We start from the raw sequence: 18,771 nt of genomic DNA on the forward strand, positions 1-18,771 counted from the left end.
AGTCACGGCAACCGCCGTGGCTCCAAGCACACCACCAACTCACCTGAGAGGTGCTTGTGAACAGAATTACGCCGGCGGTCTCCGCGGAGAACCTGACCCAATTCGAGACCCTCGCCCTGAACAGTTCCATGAATCTCGCCGACGGGCACGCCCGCCAGCAGCTCACGCCCGCGCAGGCCAAGGTCATCGCCGAGCTGCCGGAGCTGTGGGCCGAGGCCGTCATGCGCCCGGTCTCCGAGATCGAGCAGGAGGCCGCGGACTCGTTCTTCGGCATGCTCGGCCAGCACAGCCACCCCTTCGCCGCCGGGCGGACGCTGCCCTGCTACTCCTCCTCGCTGGCGATGGAGATCCTGGCCCGCTCCCTGGTCACCACCTCCGACGCGATCGCGCTGCTCCACCCCACGTTCGACAACATCCCCGACATCCTGCGCGGGGTCGGCCTGAAGCTGATCCCGGTCGAGGAGGAGCAGGCCCACGACGCCGACCTGCCCACCGAGCTGCTGGAGCAGGTCGGCTGCGTCTTCATCACCACGCCGAACAACCCCACCGGCCGCGTGATGACCGCGGAGCGCCTGACCCGGCTCGCCGAGCAGTGCGCCGAGCACAACGTGGTGCTGGCCCTGGACACCTCGTTCCGCGGCTTCGACCCCGCCGCGCAGTTCGACCACTACGCCATCCTCGACGCCAGCGGCTGCCGCTGGGTCGTCATCGAGGACACCGGCAAGCTCTGGCCCACGCTCGAGCTCAAGATCGGCTGGCTGGTCCGCTCGGAGAACGTGGACCTGCCGATCGAGAAGATCCACTCGGACATCCTGCTCGGCACCTCGCCGCTGATCATGCTGATGGTGAAGCGCTTCGCCGACGACGGCGCGGACGGCGGCCTCGCCGACCTGCAGCGCACCATCGCCGACAACCGGGCCCTGGTGCGCGCCGAGCTCGCGGACGTCCCCGACATCAGCTTCATCGACGCGGACGCCCGGACCAGCGTGGAGCGCCTTCACGTCGGCTCGCGGCTGGCCCTGGACGTCTGGTCGGCGGTCAGCAAGAGCAACCTCTACGTGCTGCCCTGCCAGAAGTTCCACTGGGCGCGGCCGGAGGAGGGCGACCGGATGCTGCGCATCGCGCTCTCCCGGAACCCGTCCACCCTGCTCGCCGGCGCCAAGGTGCTGCGCGCCGCCCTGCTCGACACCCCGGGGCAGCAGGGCTGATGGTTCCACCGCAAACGGCGGTCTCGCCGCTCCCGCACGCCCGTTGGTGGCGTGCGGGAGTGGTGCAGGCCGTCTCCCCGCCCGGCGTCGTCGACCTCGGACCCGGCTACCTGGAGCCGGGCCTGCTGCCGGTCGACGAGGTGCTCCCGCTCTACCAGGAGGCCCTCACCGAGTTCGGCCCCGCAGCGCTCAGCTACGGTTTCAACGCCGGGGCCGAGCCGCTGCGCGCCCTGCTGGCCGCCCGCCACGGCTGCACGGCCGAGGAAGTCATGGTCACCGCCGGCACCTCGCAGGCGCTGGCCCTGCTGTGCGGCGTCCTGGGCCGGCCCGGCCGGACCGTCGTGGTCGAGCGCACCTGCTACGACCTCGGCCGGAACATCATGACCGACCACGGTCTGCGCCTGCGCGAGGTAGACGCCGACGGCGAGGGCGTCCGGCCGCAGGCCCTGGACCGGGCCCTGTCCTACGGCGAGGACATCGCGTTCGTCTACCTGACGCCGACCTTCCACAACCCGACCGGCACCGTCGCGGGCGAACAGCGCCGCCGACAGCTGCTCGCGGTCGCCGCCCGGCACGGCGTCACGATCGTGGAGGACGACGCGTACGCGGAGCTGAGCCTGGACCGCACCGCCCCGCCGCCCTCGCTCGCCCAACTGGCCGGACGGCGCGGCGTCATCCGGCTCGGGTCGTTCGCCAAGACGCTCGGACCGGGCCTGCGGCTGGGCTGGCTGGAGGCCGACCCCGCCCTGATCGGCACGCTGACCAACCGCGGACAGCTGGTCAGCGGAGGCGCGCTCAACCACCTGACCTCGCTGGCCGTGACCATGCTGATGGCGGACGGCCGCTACGACCGCCGCCTGTCCTGGCTGCGCGACCAACTGCGGCTGCGGCGCGAGACGCTGGTGGCCGCCCTGCGGGCCGGCCTCGGCGAGTCGGTGACGATCAACCGCCCGGCCGGCGGCTTCTTCGTCTGGCTGGCCTTCGACCCGCGCCGCACCGAGGCCTCGCTGATCGCCGCCGCCGACCGCGCGGGCGTCGCGGTGGCGCCGGGCTCCCGCTTCGGCAGCGCGGACGGCACCCACCTGCGGCTCGCGTACAGCCTGAACTCGCCCGACCGTCTGGCGGAGGCGGCCGCGCGGCTCGCCGCCGCCTGGAGAAATGAGGACCTTCGATGACCAGTTCCGTCGCGAGCAGCCTGCGCGGCTACAGCCTGCCGCTCTCCCCCTCCGGCACCTCCTCCACGCTGACTCCACCGCCCTGGCACTTCTCCGGCGAGGTCGTCATGGTCGACTACCGGGTGGACCCGGCGGCTGCCGCGCAGTTCCTGCCGCCCGAGCTCGACCTCGGCGCCGACCCGGGCCGGGCCGCCGCGGTCTGGGCGCACTGGCAGTGGTGCTCGGAGGACGGCGCCGAGCTGGCCGACCCGGGTGCCAGCCAGTTCAGCGAGTTCCTGATCCTGCTCGGCTGCGAGTACCGCGGCCGCCCGCTGGCCCGCTGCCCGTACGCCTGGGTCGACCAGCCCGTGCCGCTGCTGCGCGGCTGGGTGCAGGGGATGCCGAAGCAGTTCGGCGAGGTGTTCCAGAGCCGGCCGATGCGCGTCGGCAAGGCGGGACCGCTGGGCTCCACCGCGGGCACCTACCACGGAACCGCCTCGACCGGCGGCCGCCGGATCGCCCGGGCCTCGGTGAGCGTGACCGAGCTCGCCACCGAGCCGCCGGCGCTGCACAACGTGCCGCTGGTGCACAGCCGTGTCTCGCCGCCGTGGATCGCCGGTGAGCAGCCGCCCCTCGGGCTGGTGACCTCGACCGTCACCGGTGTCGAGTTCTCCGAGGTGTGGTCCGGCGACGCGACCCTCGAGATGTTCGACGTGCTCGACGCGGACTTCGCCTCGCTCCGGCCGGTCGAGGTCGGGCGCGGCCACGTCTTCGGATACGCCGAGACGCTCGTCTCCGGCAAGGCACTCGACTGAGACCCGTCCCCTCGAAGGAGCAGACGATGACAAACCCGTTCGACGACCCCGACGCGACCTTCAAGGTGCTGGTCAACGACGAGGGCCAGCACTCGCTCTGGCCCGCCTTCGCCGCCGTCCCGGCGGGCTGGTCGGTCGCGCTGGCCGACGCCGACCGCGCGACCTGCGTCGCGTACGTCGAGGAGCACTGGACCGACATGCGCCCGAAGAGCCTGGCCGACCGCATGGCCGCACGCTGATGGGCGTCGCGACCGTCCGCGGGGCACAGCTGCACTACGACGACCACACGCCCCGCGGCCGAGCGGACGCGGAGCCGGTCGTCCTGGTCATGGGCGCGGGCGGTCGCGGCCGGGCCTGGCACCTGCACCAGGTGCCGGCGCTCGCCGCGGACGGCTACCGGGTGATCACGTACGACTCCCGGGGCGTGCCGCCCAGCGACCCCGGCGAGGCGGGGATGACGGTCGGCGACCTCGCCGCCGACCTGGCCGGGCTGATCGAGCACCTGGACGCCGGGCCGTGCCGCCTGGTGGGGACCTCGCTCGGGGCGCAGGTGGTGCAGGAACTGCTGGTGACCCGGCCCGAACTGGCCACCGCCGCCGTGCTGATGGCCACTCGCGGCCGCGACGACCAGCTGCGTGCGGCCTCGACCCGGGCCGAGATCGAGCTGCTGGACTCCGGCATCACACTGCCGCGCCGGTACCACGCGGCGCTGCAGGCGATCCAGAACCTGTCCCCGCACACGCTCAACGACGACCTCGAGGTCTCCGACTGGCTGTCGGTGTTCGAGCAGTCGCTGTCCACCGGCCCCGGGCTGCGGCACCAGCTCGCCATCTCGCCGGACCCGGCCCGCCTCGCGGACTACGCCGCGATCACCACCCCGTGCCTGGTCATCGGCTTCGCCGACGACCTGGTCACACCCCCGCACCTGGTCGCCGAGGTGGCCCGCGCCATCCCCGGCGCCGCCCATCGGCTGGTCCCCCACGCCGGACACTTCGGGTACATGGAGCAGCCGGACGAGGTGAACCGGCACATCCTGGAGTTCTTCCGCGGCGTTCCGGTCCGCCCCCTCGCGCGAACCGGCGGCGCGGCGCCCGACGGGCGCCCGATGACCGGCCCCTGAACCGTTTTCCGACCGAGGAGCTGTCGATGGCCGTCGTACCCCCGAAGACCGTTGTCGTGGTGCCGACCTACAACGAGCGGGACAACCTGCCCATCCTGGCCGGTCTGCTCGAGGAGCTGCCGGTGCCGAACCTGCACCTGCTCGTGGTCGACGACAACTCGCCCGACGGCACCGGCGAGGTCGCCGACAAGCTCGCCGCCGACGCGCCGGAGACCGTCGGCGTGCTGCACCGCACCGCCAAGGACGGACTCGGCCGCGCCTACGTCGCTGGCATGACCCGCGCGCTGGAGGAGGGTGCCGACATCGTGATCCAGATGGACGCCGACCTCTCGCACCCGGCCTCGGTGATCCCGGCCATGATCGAGGCGCTGCGGACGAGGAACGCCGCCGCCGTGATCGGCTCGCGCTACGTGCCCGGCGGGTCGACCGCCTCCGACTGGCCCTGGTCCCGCAAGCTCCTGTCGGCCTGGGCCAACGCCTACGTCAACGCGATCCTGTGGCTGCGCCTGAAGGACGCCACCGCGGGGTTCAAGGCGTGGCGGGCCGAGACGCTGCGCGCGATCGACCTGAACTCCGTGCACAGCAACGGGTACTCCTTCCAGGTCGAGATGAACTACCGCGCGGTCAAGCGGGGTTTCACCATCGTCGAGGTGCCGATCCGCTTCGAGGAGCGCGAGCAGGGCGTGTCGAAGATGAGTCTCGCCGTGCAGCTCGAATCCGCCCTCACCCCGTGGAAGTTGCGCTTCGGCGGCAAGCGCCGCTGAAAGCGGGACCCGCTGAGAGCGGGACCCGCTGAGACCGAGCGCTGCCGGGACCGGCGCGCAGGGGCGCCCGGCCGAGGGCATCGTCGGCCGGGCGCCCCTTTCGCTCAGCCGTGGCGCTTCAGCTCGTGGAAGAAGTCCGCCACGACGAGCGCCTCGCCGGACGCCGTCACCTCGTCGTACACGTACTTGGCGACCGCCAGGTCCAGCACGCCGAGGCCGAAGGGGGAGAACACCACCGGCCGGTCGGTCGGCGGGGTGGTCTTGCCGACGAGCACGTCGTAGAGCGTCCCGTCGATGAACTCGCGGTTGCCGGCGAGCTGTTCGGCGAGGTGCGGAGAGGTGTTCGCCTTCAGGCAGTGCTCGACGTCGTCGACGACGTTGTAGGAGCCGAGGATGATCTCGGGCGACAGGTCGCGCAGCGAGATGTGCAGCACCAGCGGGTTGTGGGCGAACCAGGCCGGGTCCGTGACGTGCGGCTCGCCGGCCACCGTGGCGAAGACGACCAGGTCACAGGACGTGATCAGCTCCTCGGCGGTGCCGTGGACGGTGATCTCGCCGTCCTCGTGGCGGCCCAGGTAGCCGGCGAAGTCGGCGGCGTACTCGGCGGACAGGTCGTGCACGCCCGCCTGCTCGAACTCCAGCCCCACCGCCCGCAGGTAGGTGTGGATGTAGCGGGCGATCAGCCCGGCGCCGATGAAGCCGACCCGCTTGGGCCGCACCCCCCGCGCCTCGCTCAGCCTGGCCGCGGCCAGCGCCGCGGACGCGGCGGTGCGGGCCGCGCTGATGATCGAGGACTCCAGGCAGGCGAAGGGGTAGCCGGTCTCCGGGTCGTTGAGCACGAGCACCGCCGACGCCCGGGGTATGCCCGCCTCGACGTTCTCCGGGAAGCTGGAGATCCACTTGATGCCATGGACGTTGACCTCGCCCTGGACCGAGGCCGGCAGGGCGATGATCCGCGAGGAGGGCCGGTCGGGGAACCGCAGGAAGTAGGAGTCCGGGTTCACCGTCGAGCCCTCGCCGTGCAGCCGGTACGCGGCCTCGACCGCCTCACAGACACGCACTTCGTGCCCACTCACGGCCTCATGCACCTCTTTGCCCGATACCACCGTGAAAGAGGGGACTCGGTTCATTTGGGAGACTCCTTGGATCCATGTCAAGACACTTGACCTTGTGTCAACACACAAAGTCTGCAATGCGGTTGATCGTTTTATCTTGCTGATCATCCAACTGGCATGCAATAGTCAAAGCGATGCCGGACGCCGACAGGTGGGCGGCAGAGGTGACCAGGGGGGTCAGACCGCCCCCCTATGCATCATGTCCGTGTTGACAGAGGGGTAACCATGCCCGGAGCCAAGCGGCTTCTGTTCGTCCACGCCAAGGGAGGAGCGCCGCTCGAGTACGCGATACCCAAGATGGCCGCCCGGGCAGAGGTCCACGTGCTGGCCATCCATCCCCTGCCCGCCCACACGGCGGAGCTGTGGTCGCCGCACGTCGCCGACATCACGGAGAGCTATCTCCAACCAGGCGACTCCATGGTCGACCTGATCATCGGTCAGGCGGAGAAGATCGGCGCCGACGCCCTCTTCGCGCTGTCGGAGTTCGCGGTGATCGCGGTCGCCGAGGCCGCCCAGAGGCTCGGCCTCCGCGGAAGCGGCCCCAACACGACCCGTTCCCGGGACAAGCGCCGGATGCGCGAGGTGTGGGAAGCCGCGGGCGTGCCCGTGCCGCGCTTCCGCACCGTCGCTTCGGAGAGTGAACTCCGCGAGGCCTTCGCAGAGTTGACCGCTCCGATGCTGCTCAAGGCGGCCTGGGGCGCCGGCTCCATCGGACAGTTCGTGATCGAGTCCGAGGAGCAGATCGCCGAAGCCTGGCGGACCACGTCGACGAGTGTCTCAGATTATCACCGACGTGGCTTGATGGAGCTTCAAGTTGCCGGTACCGAGCGGGACTTCCTGGTCGAGGAAGTCATCCCCGGCTCGACCCGCAGCTGGTGGCCGGAGGACAGCGGCTACGGCGACTACCTGAGCGTGGAGGGGATCGTCGCCGACGGCACGTACCACCCGCTCTGCATCACCGCCCGGATCCCCACCATCCCGCCGTTCACCGAGCTCAGCAACCTCTGCCCGTGCGCCCTGCCGGAGGACCTCCAGCGCAGGATCGAGGAGGTCTCCCGCGCCGCGGTCGACGCCCTCGGGCTGGAGTCCTGCGGGACGCACACCGAGATCAAGCTGATGGACGACGGCGGACTGAGCGTCATCGAGTCGGCCGCCCGCTTCGGCGGCGTCATGGTCACGGCCGAGATCGAGCACGTCTACGGCTACGACCCGATCGGCATGCTGATCGACAACCTGCTGGGGAACGAGGTCGAGTTCCCCGAGCGGATGCTCACGCCCGCCGACGCCCGCGGCGCGGCCGGCTCGCTCTCGCTGATCGCCACCGACTCCAGCGGCACCCCCTGGCAGCGCCGGCTCGACTGGCAGCCGGAGCAGGTCGACTGGAGCACCATCCTCAGCCCCGGCAGCCGCATCGAAGCGGTCTCCGGCCTGACCATCGCGCCCGGCACTCCGATGCCGCGCTACGACCTCGCTGCCGGCGCCCTCGGCTACGGCGGCATCTTCTTCCTCCGTACGGCGGACGCCGCCACCCTGGTGCGCGACTCGTACGCCGTGCTCGACAACCTCGAGGCCGCGCTCGGCGCCCACCAGCCCGACCCGTCGGCACCCGGGTCCTGAACCACCTTTCCGAAGCCGCGTTCTGACGGCACGTCAGTTCGGAAGTTCCGCCTGCTCGGACGGCGGCGCCTTTCGCCGCCGCCGTTCGTTCCACTCGTTCCACAGACCCGTAGGGATGACATGTCTTACGTTCTTGGCCTGAACCTGAGCCATGACCGCTCCGCCGCCATCGTCAAGGACGGCGAAGTCCTGGTCGCCATCGAAGAGGAGCGCCTGGACCGGATCAAGCACTCGGAGGGCTTCCTCGTCCAGGGGCACTTCGAGCGGCTGACCAAGACCCTGCCGATGAAGGCGGTCACGTACTGCCTGGACGCGGTGGGCATCGGCATCGACGACCTGGACCTGGTCGTCGGCAACCGCCCGCTCGGCGACGGCTCCGTGCGCCGCATCCTGCGCGAGCTGCCGATCCGCGACAAGAGCAAGATCCACGCGCTGCCGCTGCCCTCGCACCACCTGGCGCACGCCGCGGTCACCTACTACACCTCGCCGTTCGAGGACGCCGCCGTCCTGGTGGTCGACCAGGCCGGCAGCCGCTCCGCCGACGGCATGATCGAGAAGCACACCGCCTTCGTCGGTGACGGCACCGAGCTGCGCCCGGTCGCGGCGACCGAGTACCCGGTCGACTACACCGACATGAGCCTCGGCCTGTTCTACGACTTCTTCACGGCCAAGCTCAACTTCCTCACCCGCTACGGCACTCCGGACTTCGGCGTGTTCGGCTGCGGTGGCTACCCGGAGGCCGGCAAGACCATGGGCCTGGCGCCCTACGGCCGCCCGCGCCCGGAGTGGGGCGACTGGCTGACCTTCGACGGCTTCGACATCAAGGTCTCCCAGGACGACCTGGAGAAGATCTGGACGGACCTGCTCGCCTCCGAGGGCGGGGACTACGACCCCAAGGCCCGGAACTCCTGGGAGCACCAGTTCGCCAAGGACGTCTCCTACAAGATCCAGGACGAGCTGGAGCGCGCGCTGCTCCACCTCGCCAAGGTCACCAAGGAGCTGACCGGCAAGTCGAAGCTCTGCCTGGCCGGCGGTGTCACGCTCAACTCGGTCGCCAACCAGAAGATCCGCGCCGCGGGCATCTTCGACGACGTCTTCATCCCGGCGCCCGCCGGCGACTCCGGCGTCGCGATCGGTGCCGCCCTGTACGGCTGGCACACCATGCTCGGCGGCAAGGAGCGCAAGGTCCTGCGCACCGCCGCGCTCGGCCGCACCTACTCCCGTGAGCGCGCGGAGGAGGCCCTGGAGGCCTACCGCGGCAAGCTGGAGTGGCGCGAGGCCGAGATCCCCGAGGTCGCCGAGCTGCTGTCCCAGCACTACCTGGTCGGCTGGGTCCAGGGCCCGTCCGAGATGGGCCCGCGCGCGCTCGGCCACCGCAGCATGCTGGCCGACCCGCGGCACCCGCGCACCCGGGACTACCTCAACATCACGGTCAAGCACCGCGAGGTGTTCCGCCCGTACGCCCCCTCGGTGCTCGCCGAGCACGTCTCGGAGTGGTTCGACTTCGAGGGTGAGAGCCCGTTCATGCTGCTCGTCCCCGAAGTCCTCGAGGACCGCCGCGAGCAGGTCCCGGCGATCACCCACGTGGACGGCACCGCCCGCGTGCAGACGGTCCACCCCGAGCTGGACCCGAACTACCACGCCCTGATCACCGCGTTCCACGAGCGCACCGGCGTTCCGCTGGTGCTGAACACCTCGTACAACGACAACGGCGAGCCCATCGTGGAGACGCCCGAGGACGCTCTGCGCACCTTCGCGCGGACCGAGCTCGACTTCCTCTACCTGGAGGGCCTGCTGGTCAGCAAGGTCGGCCGCGACACCCTCCCGGCCGGCCACCCGCGGGAGACCCCGCTGGCCGGCGAGGCCGCCGGGAAGTAACCGGTCCGGTGGGCGGGGGCCTGCCCCCCGCCCACCGCCGCGGACCCGCATGGCAACGAACCCTTAGGAAGGGCAGCTCCGTGTTCCGAGACAGCCGGGCGCCGATGCCGGACGTCAAGGCCTTCGACAACTGGTACGACCGCGCGTCGGTCCGTTCCACCCCCCGTCGGCTGGTCGAGGTCGACGACGACATCCACAAGGCGTTCTTCCCCGAACACCTGGTGCTCCACCTGTCCCACCCGCTGGTGGACCCCGAGGACCACAAGCTCCGGCGCTACCTCACCGCACAACACCTCTACCAGTGGCTGCAGTTCACCACGACCTTCGAGGTGGCCGTGGTCGGCCGGGCGACCCAGCTGATCGCCGACAACGGAACCGGGCTCGAGCTCTCCTCGAACTCGCGCATGACCGCCTTCCAGATCCTCGTCGACGAGGCGTACCACTCGCTGTTCAGCCTGGACGTCCAGAACCAGCTCGTGGCCCGCTCCGGGATCGGCGCGCTGGAACACGACTTCGGGCCCTTCATCGCGAACCTGGACGCGATCGGCGAGGAGATGCCGGACCACCGGATCCTCGTCCAGTTGCTCCAGGTCGTGGTGTTCGAGACGCTGGTCACCTCGATCCTCAACGACATCCCGGTGGACGAGAGCCTGATCAGCGTGGTCCGCACGACGGTGCGCGACCACGCGATCGACGAGGGCCGGCACCACGTCTTCTTCGCGACCTTCTTCAAGCACCTCTGGGGCCAACTGGACACCCGCACCCGCACCCTGGTCGCGGGCTACCTGCCGCGGCTGATCGTCCGCTCGCTGCAGCCGTCCACCGCCCCCGCCGCCGCGGCCCTGCGCGCGGCGGGCTTCACCGACAAGCAGACGGCGCAGGTGATCGCCGAGTCCTACGCGGCGGAGACGGTGGTCGCGGGCATCCGGAAGTCCTCGGCGAAGACCGTCCGCCTGCTGGAGGAGGTCGGCGTCCTGGACATCCCCGGCGCGCGCGAGGAGTTCCTCACCCAGGGGCTCATCCTCGAACGGCCCTAGTCCGGACCGGCCCCCGGCCCGGACCCCCGGTCCGGGTCCGAAACCCCATGTCAGCACCGCACGTTCAGTGAAGCGAGGAAGTCAGATGGCCGCGGATGGAGTGCTGCTCGTCCTGGGCAGCGGACACCAGCAGTACCGGGAGTACCTGCTCGCGTCGGCAGCCGGTGTCGCTCCCCTGTGGCTGTTCGACCCGCAGCCGCCGACCTGGCAGCACCCGTACGTCCAGGGCAGCACCGTGGTCGACGTCTTCGACCCGGCCTCGGCGGTCGAGGCGGCGCGGGAACTCGCCGCCACGACGACCGTTCTGGGCGTCTACTGCTACCACGAGGGTGTCATCAGCGCGGCCGCGCACGTCGCCGCCGCCCTGGGACTGCCCGGCCCCACGCCGGAGGCGGTCGGCAACGTCCGCGACAAGAACGCCACCCGGGAGCTGCTGACCGCGGCAGGCCTCGTGCAGCCGCGCCGCGCCCTGGTCCGCGACCTGGCCGAGGCGACCACCGAGGCCGCCCGGATCGGCTTCCCGCTCGTGGCCAAGCCGCGCGGTCTGGGAGCCAGCCAGGGCGTGGTCAAGGTCGCCTCCCCGGAGGACCTGGCCGGGGCGCTGGAGATCAGCAGCAGCGCCGTCCAGGCCGGCATGGACAACAGCGGCGGCGTACTGCTCGAGGAGTACCTGGTCGGGCCGGAGATCAGCATCGACGCGGCCGTCTTCGAGGGCGAGTACCTGCCCTACCTGGTCGCCCGCAAGGAGCTCGGTCCGGAGCCCTACTTCGAGGAGCAGGGCCACAGCATCAGCAGCGAGGACCCGTTCCTCCAGGACGCCGAGCTGCTCGCCATGGTGGCCGAGGCGCACCGGGTGCTGGGGTGGACGCACGGCATGACCCACACCGAGGTCAAGCTGACCCCGCGCGGTCCGGCGATCGTCGAGGTGAACGGCCGGCTGGGCGGCGACCTGATCCCCCACGTGGGATCGCTCGCCAACGGCCTCGACTCCGGGCGGATCTCCGCCGACGTCTCGCTGGGTGTCCGCCCGGACGTCACCCCGACCCTGGCCGGCCGCACCGCCATCAGGTTCCTCTACCCCCCGACCGACGCCCGCGTCGGGTCGGTCCGCCTTCCCGGGGCCGGGTCGGTCCCGGGGCTGGTGGAGTCCGTGGCCTTGGCCGGGCCCGGGGACGAGCTGCGGCTGCCCCCGAACGGCTACGTGTGTCGCTACGGCTATCTGGTCGCCCGGGCCGAAACCGCCGAGGATTGCCAAAAGATTCTCGAACAGGCCGTCGCAGAAAGCGAGTTCGACTTCGAGCGACTCGCTTCCCCGGCAGCCTGAGCAAGTCGTTCGGGTGCTGGAAAGGAACCGACGTTGTCACAGAACCATGGTGATCTCGCCGAGCGGGACCCCTCGGACGCGGGCCCGGAGGAGGGTGCCGGGGAGCAGGCGCAGCCCGGGATGATCCGGACCCTCCGGGAGCTGCCCAAGCCGGTGATCGTGCTGCTGATCGGCCTGGCGGTCAACCGCATGGGCAGTTTCGTCTCGATCTTCCTGGTGCTCTACCTGACCGGTCTCGGCTACTCGCCGGCGCTGGCCGGTGCGGCCCTGACCGGCTACGGCATCGGGTCGATCGCGGGCGTGTTCACGGGCGGGGTCTGTGCCGACCGGTTCGGCCCCCGCCGGACGATCATCGGTTCCATGCTGTTCTCCAGCCTCACCGTCGCCGCGGTGGCAGGGGTGCAGCAGTACGCGCTGCTGCTCGTGGTCGTCTTCCTCGCCGGCTTCACCACCCAGGTCTTCCGTCCCGCCGCCTCCACCCTGCTGGCCGAAGTCACCCCGGGCGACCGCCTGGTGATGACGACCGCGGTCAGCCGGCTGGGGATCAACCTCGGCGCCGCGGTCGGCCCGCTGCTGGGCGTCTGGCTGGCAACCTACTCCTACCGGCTGGTCTTCCTGGTCGGTGGCGGTACGGCGCTCGTCGTGGCCCTCCTCACGGTCCTGATGCTGCCGCCGGACGAGCGCGCGCCCGTCCGGCCGGCGGCGCCGCGGGCGGCCGGCGGGCCCTCCCCCGCACCGCGCGGGTCGGGCTACCGGACGCTGCTGCGGGACCACCGCTACCTGCTGGTCCTCGGCGCGATGTTCGCCACCGCGCTGGCCGAGGTCCAGTACCAGACCGTCCTTCCGCTGACCGTCCACGACCGCGGGCTGCCGACCGGGCTGTACGGCACGGTCGTGGCGCTCAACGCGGCGCTCGTGATCGTCGTGGAGCTGCCGCTCACGCAGTACGTGCAGCGGCTGCCGATGCGGGTCTCCATCTCGGTGGGCACGCTGCTCATCGGCGGCGGCCTCGCGCTGTTCGGCATCCACTCCGGCGTCTGGCTGTTCTACGTCGCGACGGCGGCCTGGACGCTCGGCGAGATCGTCAGTTCACCGTCCGTCAACTCCTACCCGGCGCTGGTCAGTCCGCCCGAGACCCGGGGCCGGTACATCAGCGCACTGAACGCCTGCCAGACCACGGGCTACGCGCTCGGCCCCAGCATCGGGGCGCTCATCTACCAGCAGGGCAACGACCTGGTCTGGGTGATGTGCGGCCTGCTCGGAGCGGCGGGCTGGCTGGGCATGTGGCTCGGCGTCCGCTTGCCGTCCGACGGCGGGGCGAAACCTCAGAAGACGGCCTCGGTTGCCCTGGCCGAATCAGCGAATCCGAGTGGATCTCGAGACCTCGAATGATATACAAGCACGCTTACGAGCTGGTTCACGACGACGTGTTCCTCGACCTGGGCGGCTTCATCCCCGGCGTGGAACTCATCCTGAAGATCGAAGGGCTCAACCCGGCCGGTTCGATCAAGCTCAAGACGGCGCTCGCCCTGGTCGAGGACGCCGAACAACGCGGAGTCCTGCTCCCCGGCGGCTCGGTGATCGAGTCCTCCTCGGGCAACCTGGGGGTGGCGCTCAGCTCGGTGTGCGCGGCACGCGGGTACGCGTTCACCTGCGTGGTCGATCCGAACACCTCCGCACAGAGCATGTCGCTGATGCGGGCCTACGGGGCGAGCGTCCACATGGTCGAGGAGCGGGACGCCAACGGTGGCTTCCTGCAGTCGCGGATCGACCACATCCAGCGCCGGCTGGACGAGGACCCGGCCCTGCTGTGGCTGAACCAGTACGCCAACCCGGCGAACCCGAAGGCGCACCACGACTGGACGGCGGCGGCCATCGCCCGGGCCGTCCCGAACCCCGACTACCTGTTCATCGGAGCCGGTACCACCGGCACGCTGATGGGGTGCACGGAGTTCTTCCGCCGGCACTCGCCGTCGACCAAGATCGTCGCGGTGGACGCCGAGGGGTCGATCACCTTCGGGCACCCGGCGGGCCGCCGGTACATCCCGGGCCTGGGCACCAGCAGGCGCCCCGAGGTCTTCCAGCCCGACCTGGTGGAGGACGTGGAGCTCATCCCGGAGCGCGAGGCGGTGCGGATGTGCCGCGCCCTGGCACGGCACCGGGGCCTGGCCCTCGGCGGGTCCACCGGCTCGGTGCTGGCCGCCGTGGCCCGCCGGCGGGACCGGCTGCCGACGGGCGCCAAGGTCGTCGCGATCGCCCCCGACATCGGTGAGCGGTACCTCTCCACGGTCTACGACGACGACTGGGTGGAGGAGCGGTTCGGCGCGCTCTCCCCCGTGGACGTCGTCGACGACCTGGCGCACTCCCGCTGACACCGCTCGGAGTGCCGTCCGAGCCCGCCACCCCCGAGCCCGTACCTCCGAGACACATGGGACAGCAGAATGACTGACGTTTTCCGCCCGGGCCCGTCGCCGATCCGCGAGGCCGCCGGCGTCTTCTCCCTCGCTGCGCTCGACCGGGACGTGGTCCACCGCCTCGTGGAGCGGTCGTGCGAGCTCTACGAGGACCTCACCGCCCACCGCAGCCCGCTGGCGGGCAAGGTCGTCGGGGTCCTGTTCGCCAAGACCTCCACCCGGACCAGGACGGCGTTCACGTCCGGCGTGGCCAGGCTCGGCGGGACGCCCATCGCGTACGGCCCGAACGACCTCCAGACGAACACCGGCGAGACCCTCCTGGACACCGGCCGCGTCCTCGGTTCGATGCTGGACCTGCTGGTCGCCAGGACCTCCGGTCCGCTCGACGACCTGTACACCATCTCCCGCTCCGGCGGCATCCCCGTCATCAACGCGATGGCGGCCGAGGAGCACCCGACCCAGGGCATCTGCGACCTGGCCTCGATCCGCATGATGCGCGGCTCGGTTGACGGCGCCCGGGTGCTGTACCTCGGCGAGGGCAACAACACCGCGACCGCGCTGGCCGAGGGGATCGCCCACTACTCCGGCTGCACCGCCGTCTTCGCGACCCCCGAGGGCTACGGCGTGCCGCAGGGCGTGCTCGACTCCGCGGCGAAGCGGGGCCTGGCGCTCGGCACGGACATCACCGAGGTGAAGAGCGTCGCCGACCTGCCCGCCGAGACCGACTTCGTCTACACCACGCGGTGGCAGACCACCGGCACGGTGAAGAACGACGACGAGTGGCGCGAGACCTTCCGCCCGTTCTACGTCGACGACGCGCTGATGAGCCGCTGGCCCGAGGCCTGGTTCATGCACGACCTCCCGGCGAACCGCGGCGAGGAGGTCTCGGCCCGCACCCTGGACGGACCGCGGTCGATCGCCTGGTCCCAGGCGCGCATGAAGCTGACCAGCGCCATGGCCGTCCTGGAGTGGGTGGCCGGCCAGGGCTGACCGGCCCGCCCCACCCTCCCGCCCCACGCACCCCCACACACCAGCGACCTCCACCGAGGAGAAACGGCCCGGTCATGCGCGAGCGCCTTGTCGAACTGATCACCGCTGTCGTCACCGAGATCAGCGAGCGGCGGGAGGAGAAGATCCCGACGGACGACCTCCTCAACGTCAGCCTTTATGGCGACACCGGGGTCTTCGACTCGATGCACCTCGTCAACTTCCTCTCCCTGGTGGAGGAGGCGATCGAGGACGAGTTCGACGTGGAGATCTCGCTGACCTCGGAGAAGGCCGTCTCCCGCCGGGTGAGCCCGTTCAGCCGGGTCGACAAGCTGATCGAGTTCATCGAAGAGGAGATGGCCCTCGCCGGCGCGGGACACGACACGGCCGCATGAGCCACGCGGCTCACGGCGAAGGGGGACGGCATGTCCGTGAACCGGTTCTGCGAGATCCACAGCTGGTACGTGAAGGAGGACTACCGGAACGAGAGCATGAAGCTCTTCCCCCCGGTGATGTCCGTCCGCAAGGCGACCCTGCTCAACTACACGCCCACCCGGACCGTCTACGACATGCACCCTGCCCCATCGGATACGGCTGCACTGAACAGATGATCATTCTTGTCACCGGCGCTCGGACCGGAGTGGGCAGGGCGCTCGCCGAGCACTTCCTCGAGCAGGGCCACCAGGTCGTGGGGTGCAGCAGGAGGCCCTCCTCCCTCGCCCGTCCCGGCTACCGGCACCATGAGCTGGACATCACCGACGCCAAGGCGGTCAGGTCGATGTTCCGGGAGGTCCGACGGGAGTTCGGGCACCTCGACGCCCTGGTGAACAACGCCGGCACCTCGACCATGAACCACTTCATGATGACGCCGGAGAAGGTCGCCCGGGACGTCTTCGACCTCAACTTCTTCGCCGTGCTGAACTGCTGCCGGGAAGCCGCCAAGCTGCTGCAGAAGGCGCCCGGGCCCTCGTCGGCGATCCTCAACGTCTCCACCGTCGCCGTGCCGTGGGCGCTGGACGGGCAGCTGGTCTACTCCGCCAGCAAGGCCGCCGTCGAGCAGCTGACGCGGGTGATGAGCAAGGAGCTGGCCGACTTCCGGATCAGGGTCAACGGCATCGGGCTGCCCCCGGTCTCCACGGTCCTGACCCGCACCCTTCCCGAGGGGATGGTCGACGGCCTGGTCGCCCGGCAGGCGATCAAGCGCATGTGCACGATGGCGGACATTCTCGGACCCGTCGACTTCCTGATCTCTCAGCAGTCGGGGTTCGTCACCGGCGAGACGCTCTTCCTGGGGGGAGTCAACTGATGCGAGACGAACTCGTCCGCAAACTGGAGCAATTGCGCGACCGCGTGGCCGTCGTGGACCGCGGAGCGAGCCACACGTACGGCGAGCTGGTCGGTGCCGTCCGGCGGATCGGGGACCGGCTGCGGGAGCACGGGGTGCGGCCGCACGAGGCCGTGGTCCTCAACGCGGACTTCTCCTTCGGATCGATCGCCGCGCTGCTCGCGCTGTACCTCAACCGGAACGTCGTCATCCCCGTGGTCACCTTCACCGAGGGCACGCGCGCCACGATCACCGGGTCCTGCCACCCCCGTCACCTCCTCAGGGTCGCGGAGGACGGGGCGGACGTCGCCGTCGAGCCGATGGCCGCGCACACCCCGGACGACGCCGGCCCGGCCGCCGCCGACGACGCCGCCGGCTACGGGCCGCTGGTCGAGGCCGGGGCGTCCGGCCTGGTGCTGCTGAGCAGCGGCAGCACGGGCGCGCCGAAGGCGATCCTGCACAACCTGGACGCCCTGGTCGAGGAGAAGGTCGGCCGGAGCACCCGGGTCGGGGCCAAGGCGCCGAGCATCCTGATGTTCCTGCTCTTCGACCACATCGGCGGCATCAACTCGCTCCTCGGCGTGCTCAAGGTCGGCGGCACGGCGGTCGTGCCGGGCCGCCGCACGCCGGACGAGATCTGCGCGCTGGTCGAACGGCACGGCATCCGGCTGCTGCCGACCAGCCCGACCTTCCTCAACCTGCTGCTGATCGGCGACTACCACCGCAAGTTCGACCTCGGCAGCCTGCGGCTCATCACCTACGGCACCGAGCCGATGCCCGAGGAGCTGCTGCGGCGCGTCCACGAGGCCTTCCCCCGGGCGCGGCTGCTGCAGACCTTCGGGACCAGCGAGACCGGCATCTCGACCACCACCAGCGAGTCCTCCAGCAGCACGTACTTCAAGATCTCCGACGAGAACGTGCAGTACCGCATCGTGGACGGCGAGCTGCAGCTGAAGACCCGGACCCAGTTCATGGGGTACCTCAACTACCCCAGCGACTCGCTCACCGAGGACGGCTGGTTCCGCACCGGCGACCTCGTGGAGCAGAACGCGGACGGCTTCCTCAAGGTCAAGGGCCGCGCCAAGGAGGTCATCAACGTCGGCGGCGAGAAGGTCCTGCCGCTGGAGCTGGAGTCGATCCTGCTGGGCAGCCCGCTCATCGACGACTGCACCGTCTACGGCAGGCCCAACTCCATCACGGGCCAGTCGGTCTGCGTGGACGTCAAGCCGAGTGGCCCCCTGACGCGCGCCGAGGCGCGCAGGCACGTGCGCGAGTTCCTCGAGGGCAAGGTCGAGCCGTTCAAGCTGCCGGCCAAGGTGAACGTGGTCGAGGAACTCGCCGTCTCCGAGCGGTTCAAGAAGCGGAGGATCCAACCGTGAAGGATCTCGTCGTCCTCGGCGCGGGCAAGTTCGCCCTGGAGGTCACCCGGTACGTCGAGGACGTCATCGCCGCCGGTGCGGGCGCCTACCGCGTCGACCGCTACGTCGACGTGGACGCCGAGCCCGTGCACGCGCCGGCCGAACTGTGCGTCCCGCTGGCGGAGTTCGACCCGGAGCCGGGCACCCGCGTGGTGCTGGCGCTGTCGGACGTCACCCGCCGGCGCGAGCTGATCGACGGGCTGGTCGCCGAGCGCGGCCTGGTGGCCGAGAACATCGTGCACCCGTCCTCCCGGGTCGACCCCGGCGCGCTGCGGGGCACGGGCAACATCGTCGGACCGGACAACTACCTCGGCGTGAACGCGACCCTCGGCGACTTCAACGTGCTCAACTACCGCAGCAGCGTGGGGCACCACTCGCGGATCGGCTCGAACAACTTCGTCGCCCCGAACTTCCACTGCGGCAACAGCATCGAGGTCGGCGACGACAACTTCTTCGGACTCAGCTGCACCGTCGCCCCTGGCCTGGTGATCGGAAGCGACTGTCGCTTCCAGGCCGGGCTCAGCCTGTTCGAGAACGCGAGCAGCGGGTTCTCCTACATCGCGCCGAGTCGCATCAAGTCCGTCAAGTCCTTCTGA

19 protein-coding genes are annotated in these 18,771 nt (G+C 70.5%); 18 read left to right on the top strand and 1 reads right to left on the bottom strand.

Annotated features, from left to right (window positions below):
- The first annotated feature begins 128 nt into the window (after positions 1-128).
- Genes mppP through ACZ3TI_RS23225 form a run of 6 tightly spaced genes read left to right on the top strand, consistent with a single transcriptional unit; the run spans position 129 to position 5,061 of the window.
- Positions 129-1,208, top strand: a complete 1,080-nt coding sequence (gene mppP, locus ACZ3TI_RS23200) for an enduracididine biosynthesis enzyme MppP (RefSeq protein WP_465729080.1) — start codon at positions 129-131, stop codon at positions 1,206-1,208.
- A gap of 59 nt (positions 1,209-1,267) precedes the next feature.
- Complete coding sequence (locus ACZ3TI_RS23205) at positions 1,268-2,383, top strand: aminotransferase class I/II-fold pyridoxal phosphate-dependent enzyme (protein WP_465729082.1); 1,116 nt, start codon at positions 1,268-1,270, stop codon at positions 2,381-2,383.
- Complete coding sequence (gene mppR / locus ACZ3TI_RS23210; RefSeq protein ID WP_465729084.1) at positions 2,380-3,177, top strand: enduracididine biosynthesis enzyme MppR; 798 nt, start codon at positions 2,380-2,382, stop codon at positions 3,175-3,177. Before ACZ3TI_RS23205 ends, mppR begins: the two co-directional genes overlap by 4 nt.
- Before the next feature lie 26 nt (positions 3,178-3,203).
- Positions 3,204-3,416, top strand: a complete 213-nt coding sequence (locus ACZ3TI_RS23215; RefSeq protein ID WP_465729086.1) for an MbtH family protein — start codon at positions 3,204-3,206, stop codon at positions 3,414-3,416.
- On the top strand, positions 3,416-4,297 hold the full coding sequence (locus ACZ3TI_RS23220) for an alpha/beta fold hydrolase (RefSeq protein WP_465729088.1): 882 nt from the start codon (positions 3,416-3,418) through the stop codon (positions 4,295-4,297). Before ACZ3TI_RS23215 ends, ACZ3TI_RS23220 begins: the two co-directional genes overlap by 1 nt.
- Positions 4,298-4,323: 26 nt before the next feature.
- On the top strand, positions 4,324-5,061 hold the full coding sequence (locus ACZ3TI_RS23225) for a polyprenol monophosphomannose synthase (protein ID WP_465729090.1): 738 nt from the start codon (positions 4,324-4,326) through the stop codon (positions 5,059-5,061).
- Between the two features lie 104 nt (positions 5,062-5,165).
- On the opposite strand, the gene sbnB is transcribed toward ACZ3TI_RS23225, so the two are convergent.
- The gene (gene sbnB / locus ACZ3TI_RS23230; RefSeq protein ID WP_465729092.1) at positions 5,166-6,191 is read right to left on the bottom strand and encodes a 2,3-diaminopropionate biosynthesis protein SbnB; all 1,026 of its coding nucleotides are present in this window, start codon (positions 6,189-6,191) and stop codon (positions 5,166-5,168) included.
- Between the two features lie 210 nt (positions 6,192-6,401).
- On the opposite strand from sbnB, the gene ACZ3TI_RS23235 reads away from it, so the two are divergent.
- The 12 genes from ACZ3TI_RS23235 to ACZ3TI_RS23290 all read left to right on the top strand — a co-directional run bounded on the left by ACZ3TI_RS23235 (position 6,402) and on the right by ACZ3TI_RS23290 (position 18,771).
- Entirely contained in the window at positions 6,402-7,793 is a 1,392-nt protein-coding gene (locus ACZ3TI_RS23235) for an ATP-grasp domain-containing protein (protein ID WP_465729094.1), read from the top strand.
- A gap of 120 nt (positions 7,794-7,913) precedes the next feature.
- Complete coding sequence (locus ACZ3TI_RS23240) at positions 7,914-9,671, top strand: carbamoyltransferase family protein (RefSeq protein WP_465729096.1); 1,758 nt, start codon at positions 7,914-7,916, stop codon at positions 9,669-9,671.
- A gap of 80 nt (positions 9,672-9,751) precedes the next feature.
- Positions 9,752-10,708: a diiron oxygenase gene (locus ACZ3TI_RS23245; RefSeq protein ID WP_465729098.1), complete on the top strand. Its 957-nt coding sequence runs from the start codon at positions 9,752-9,754 to the stop codon at positions 10,706-10,708.
- Between the two features lie 85 nt (positions 10,709-10,793).
- Complete coding sequence (locus ACZ3TI_RS23250) at positions 10,794-12,032, top strand: ATP-grasp domain-containing protein (protein ID WP_465729100.1); 1,239 nt, start codon at positions 10,794-10,796, stop codon at positions 12,030-12,032.
- Between the two features lie 33 nt (positions 12,033-12,065).
- Positions 12,066-13,424 (top strand): MDR family MFS transporter, encoded by a 1,359-nt coding sequence (locus ACZ3TI_RS23255; protein WP_465729102.1) that lies wholly within the window; start codon positions 12,066-12,068, stop codon positions 13,422-13,424.
- Positions 13,421-14,404 carry a 2,3-diaminopropionate biosynthesis protein SbnA gene (gene sbnA / locus ACZ3TI_RS23260; protein WP_465729104.1) on the top strand — a complete coding sequence of 328 codons (984 nt, stop codon included), beginning with the start codon at positions 13,421-13,423 and terminating at the stop codon, positions 14,402-14,404. Before ACZ3TI_RS23255 ends, sbnA begins: the two co-directional genes overlap by 4 nt.
- 69 nt (positions 14,405-14,473) lie before the next feature.
- Positions 14,474-15,436, top strand: coding sequence for an ornithine carbamoyltransferase (locus ACZ3TI_RS23265; RefSeq protein ID WP_465729106.1), 963 nt, complete (start codon positions 14,474-14,476; stop codon positions 15,434-15,436).
- Positions 15,437-15,510: 74 nt separating this feature from the next.
- Positions 15,511-15,828, top strand: a complete 318-nt coding sequence (locus ACZ3TI_RS23270; RefSeq protein WP_465729108.1) for a hypothetical protein — start codon at positions 15,511-15,513, stop codon at positions 15,826-15,828.
- Positions 15,829-15,858: 30 nt separating this feature from the next.
- Positions 15,859-16,044 carry a hypothetical protein gene (locus tag ACZ3TI_RS23275; protein ID WP_465729110.1) on the top strand — a complete coding sequence of 62 codons (186 nt, stop codon included), beginning with the start codon at positions 15,859-15,861 and terminating at the stop codon, positions 16,042-16,044.
- Positions 16,041-16,739, top strand: coding sequence for an SDR family NAD(P)-dependent oxidoreductase (locus ACZ3TI_RS23280; RefSeq protein WP_465729112.1), 699 nt, complete (start codon positions 16,041-16,043; stop codon positions 16,737-16,739). The genes ACZ3TI_RS23275 and ACZ3TI_RS23280 overlap by 4 nt, the downstream gene beginning before the upstream one ends.
- A complete protein-coding gene (locus tag ACZ3TI_RS23285) occupies positions 16,739-18,136 on the top strand; it encodes an AMP-binding protein (protein ID WP_465729114.1) in 1,398 nt (465 codons plus the stop codon). The genes ACZ3TI_RS23280 and ACZ3TI_RS23285 overlap by 1 nt, the downstream gene beginning before the upstream one ends.
- A complete protein-coding gene (locus tag ACZ3TI_RS23290) occupies positions 18,133-18,771 on the top strand; it encodes an LbetaH domain-containing protein (protein ID WP_465729116.1) in 639 nt (212 codons plus the stop codon). The genes ACZ3TI_RS23285 and ACZ3TI_RS23290 overlap by 4 nt, the downstream gene beginning before the upstream one ends.

Source organism: Kitasatospora sp. NPDC023120, from assembly GCF_055560835.1.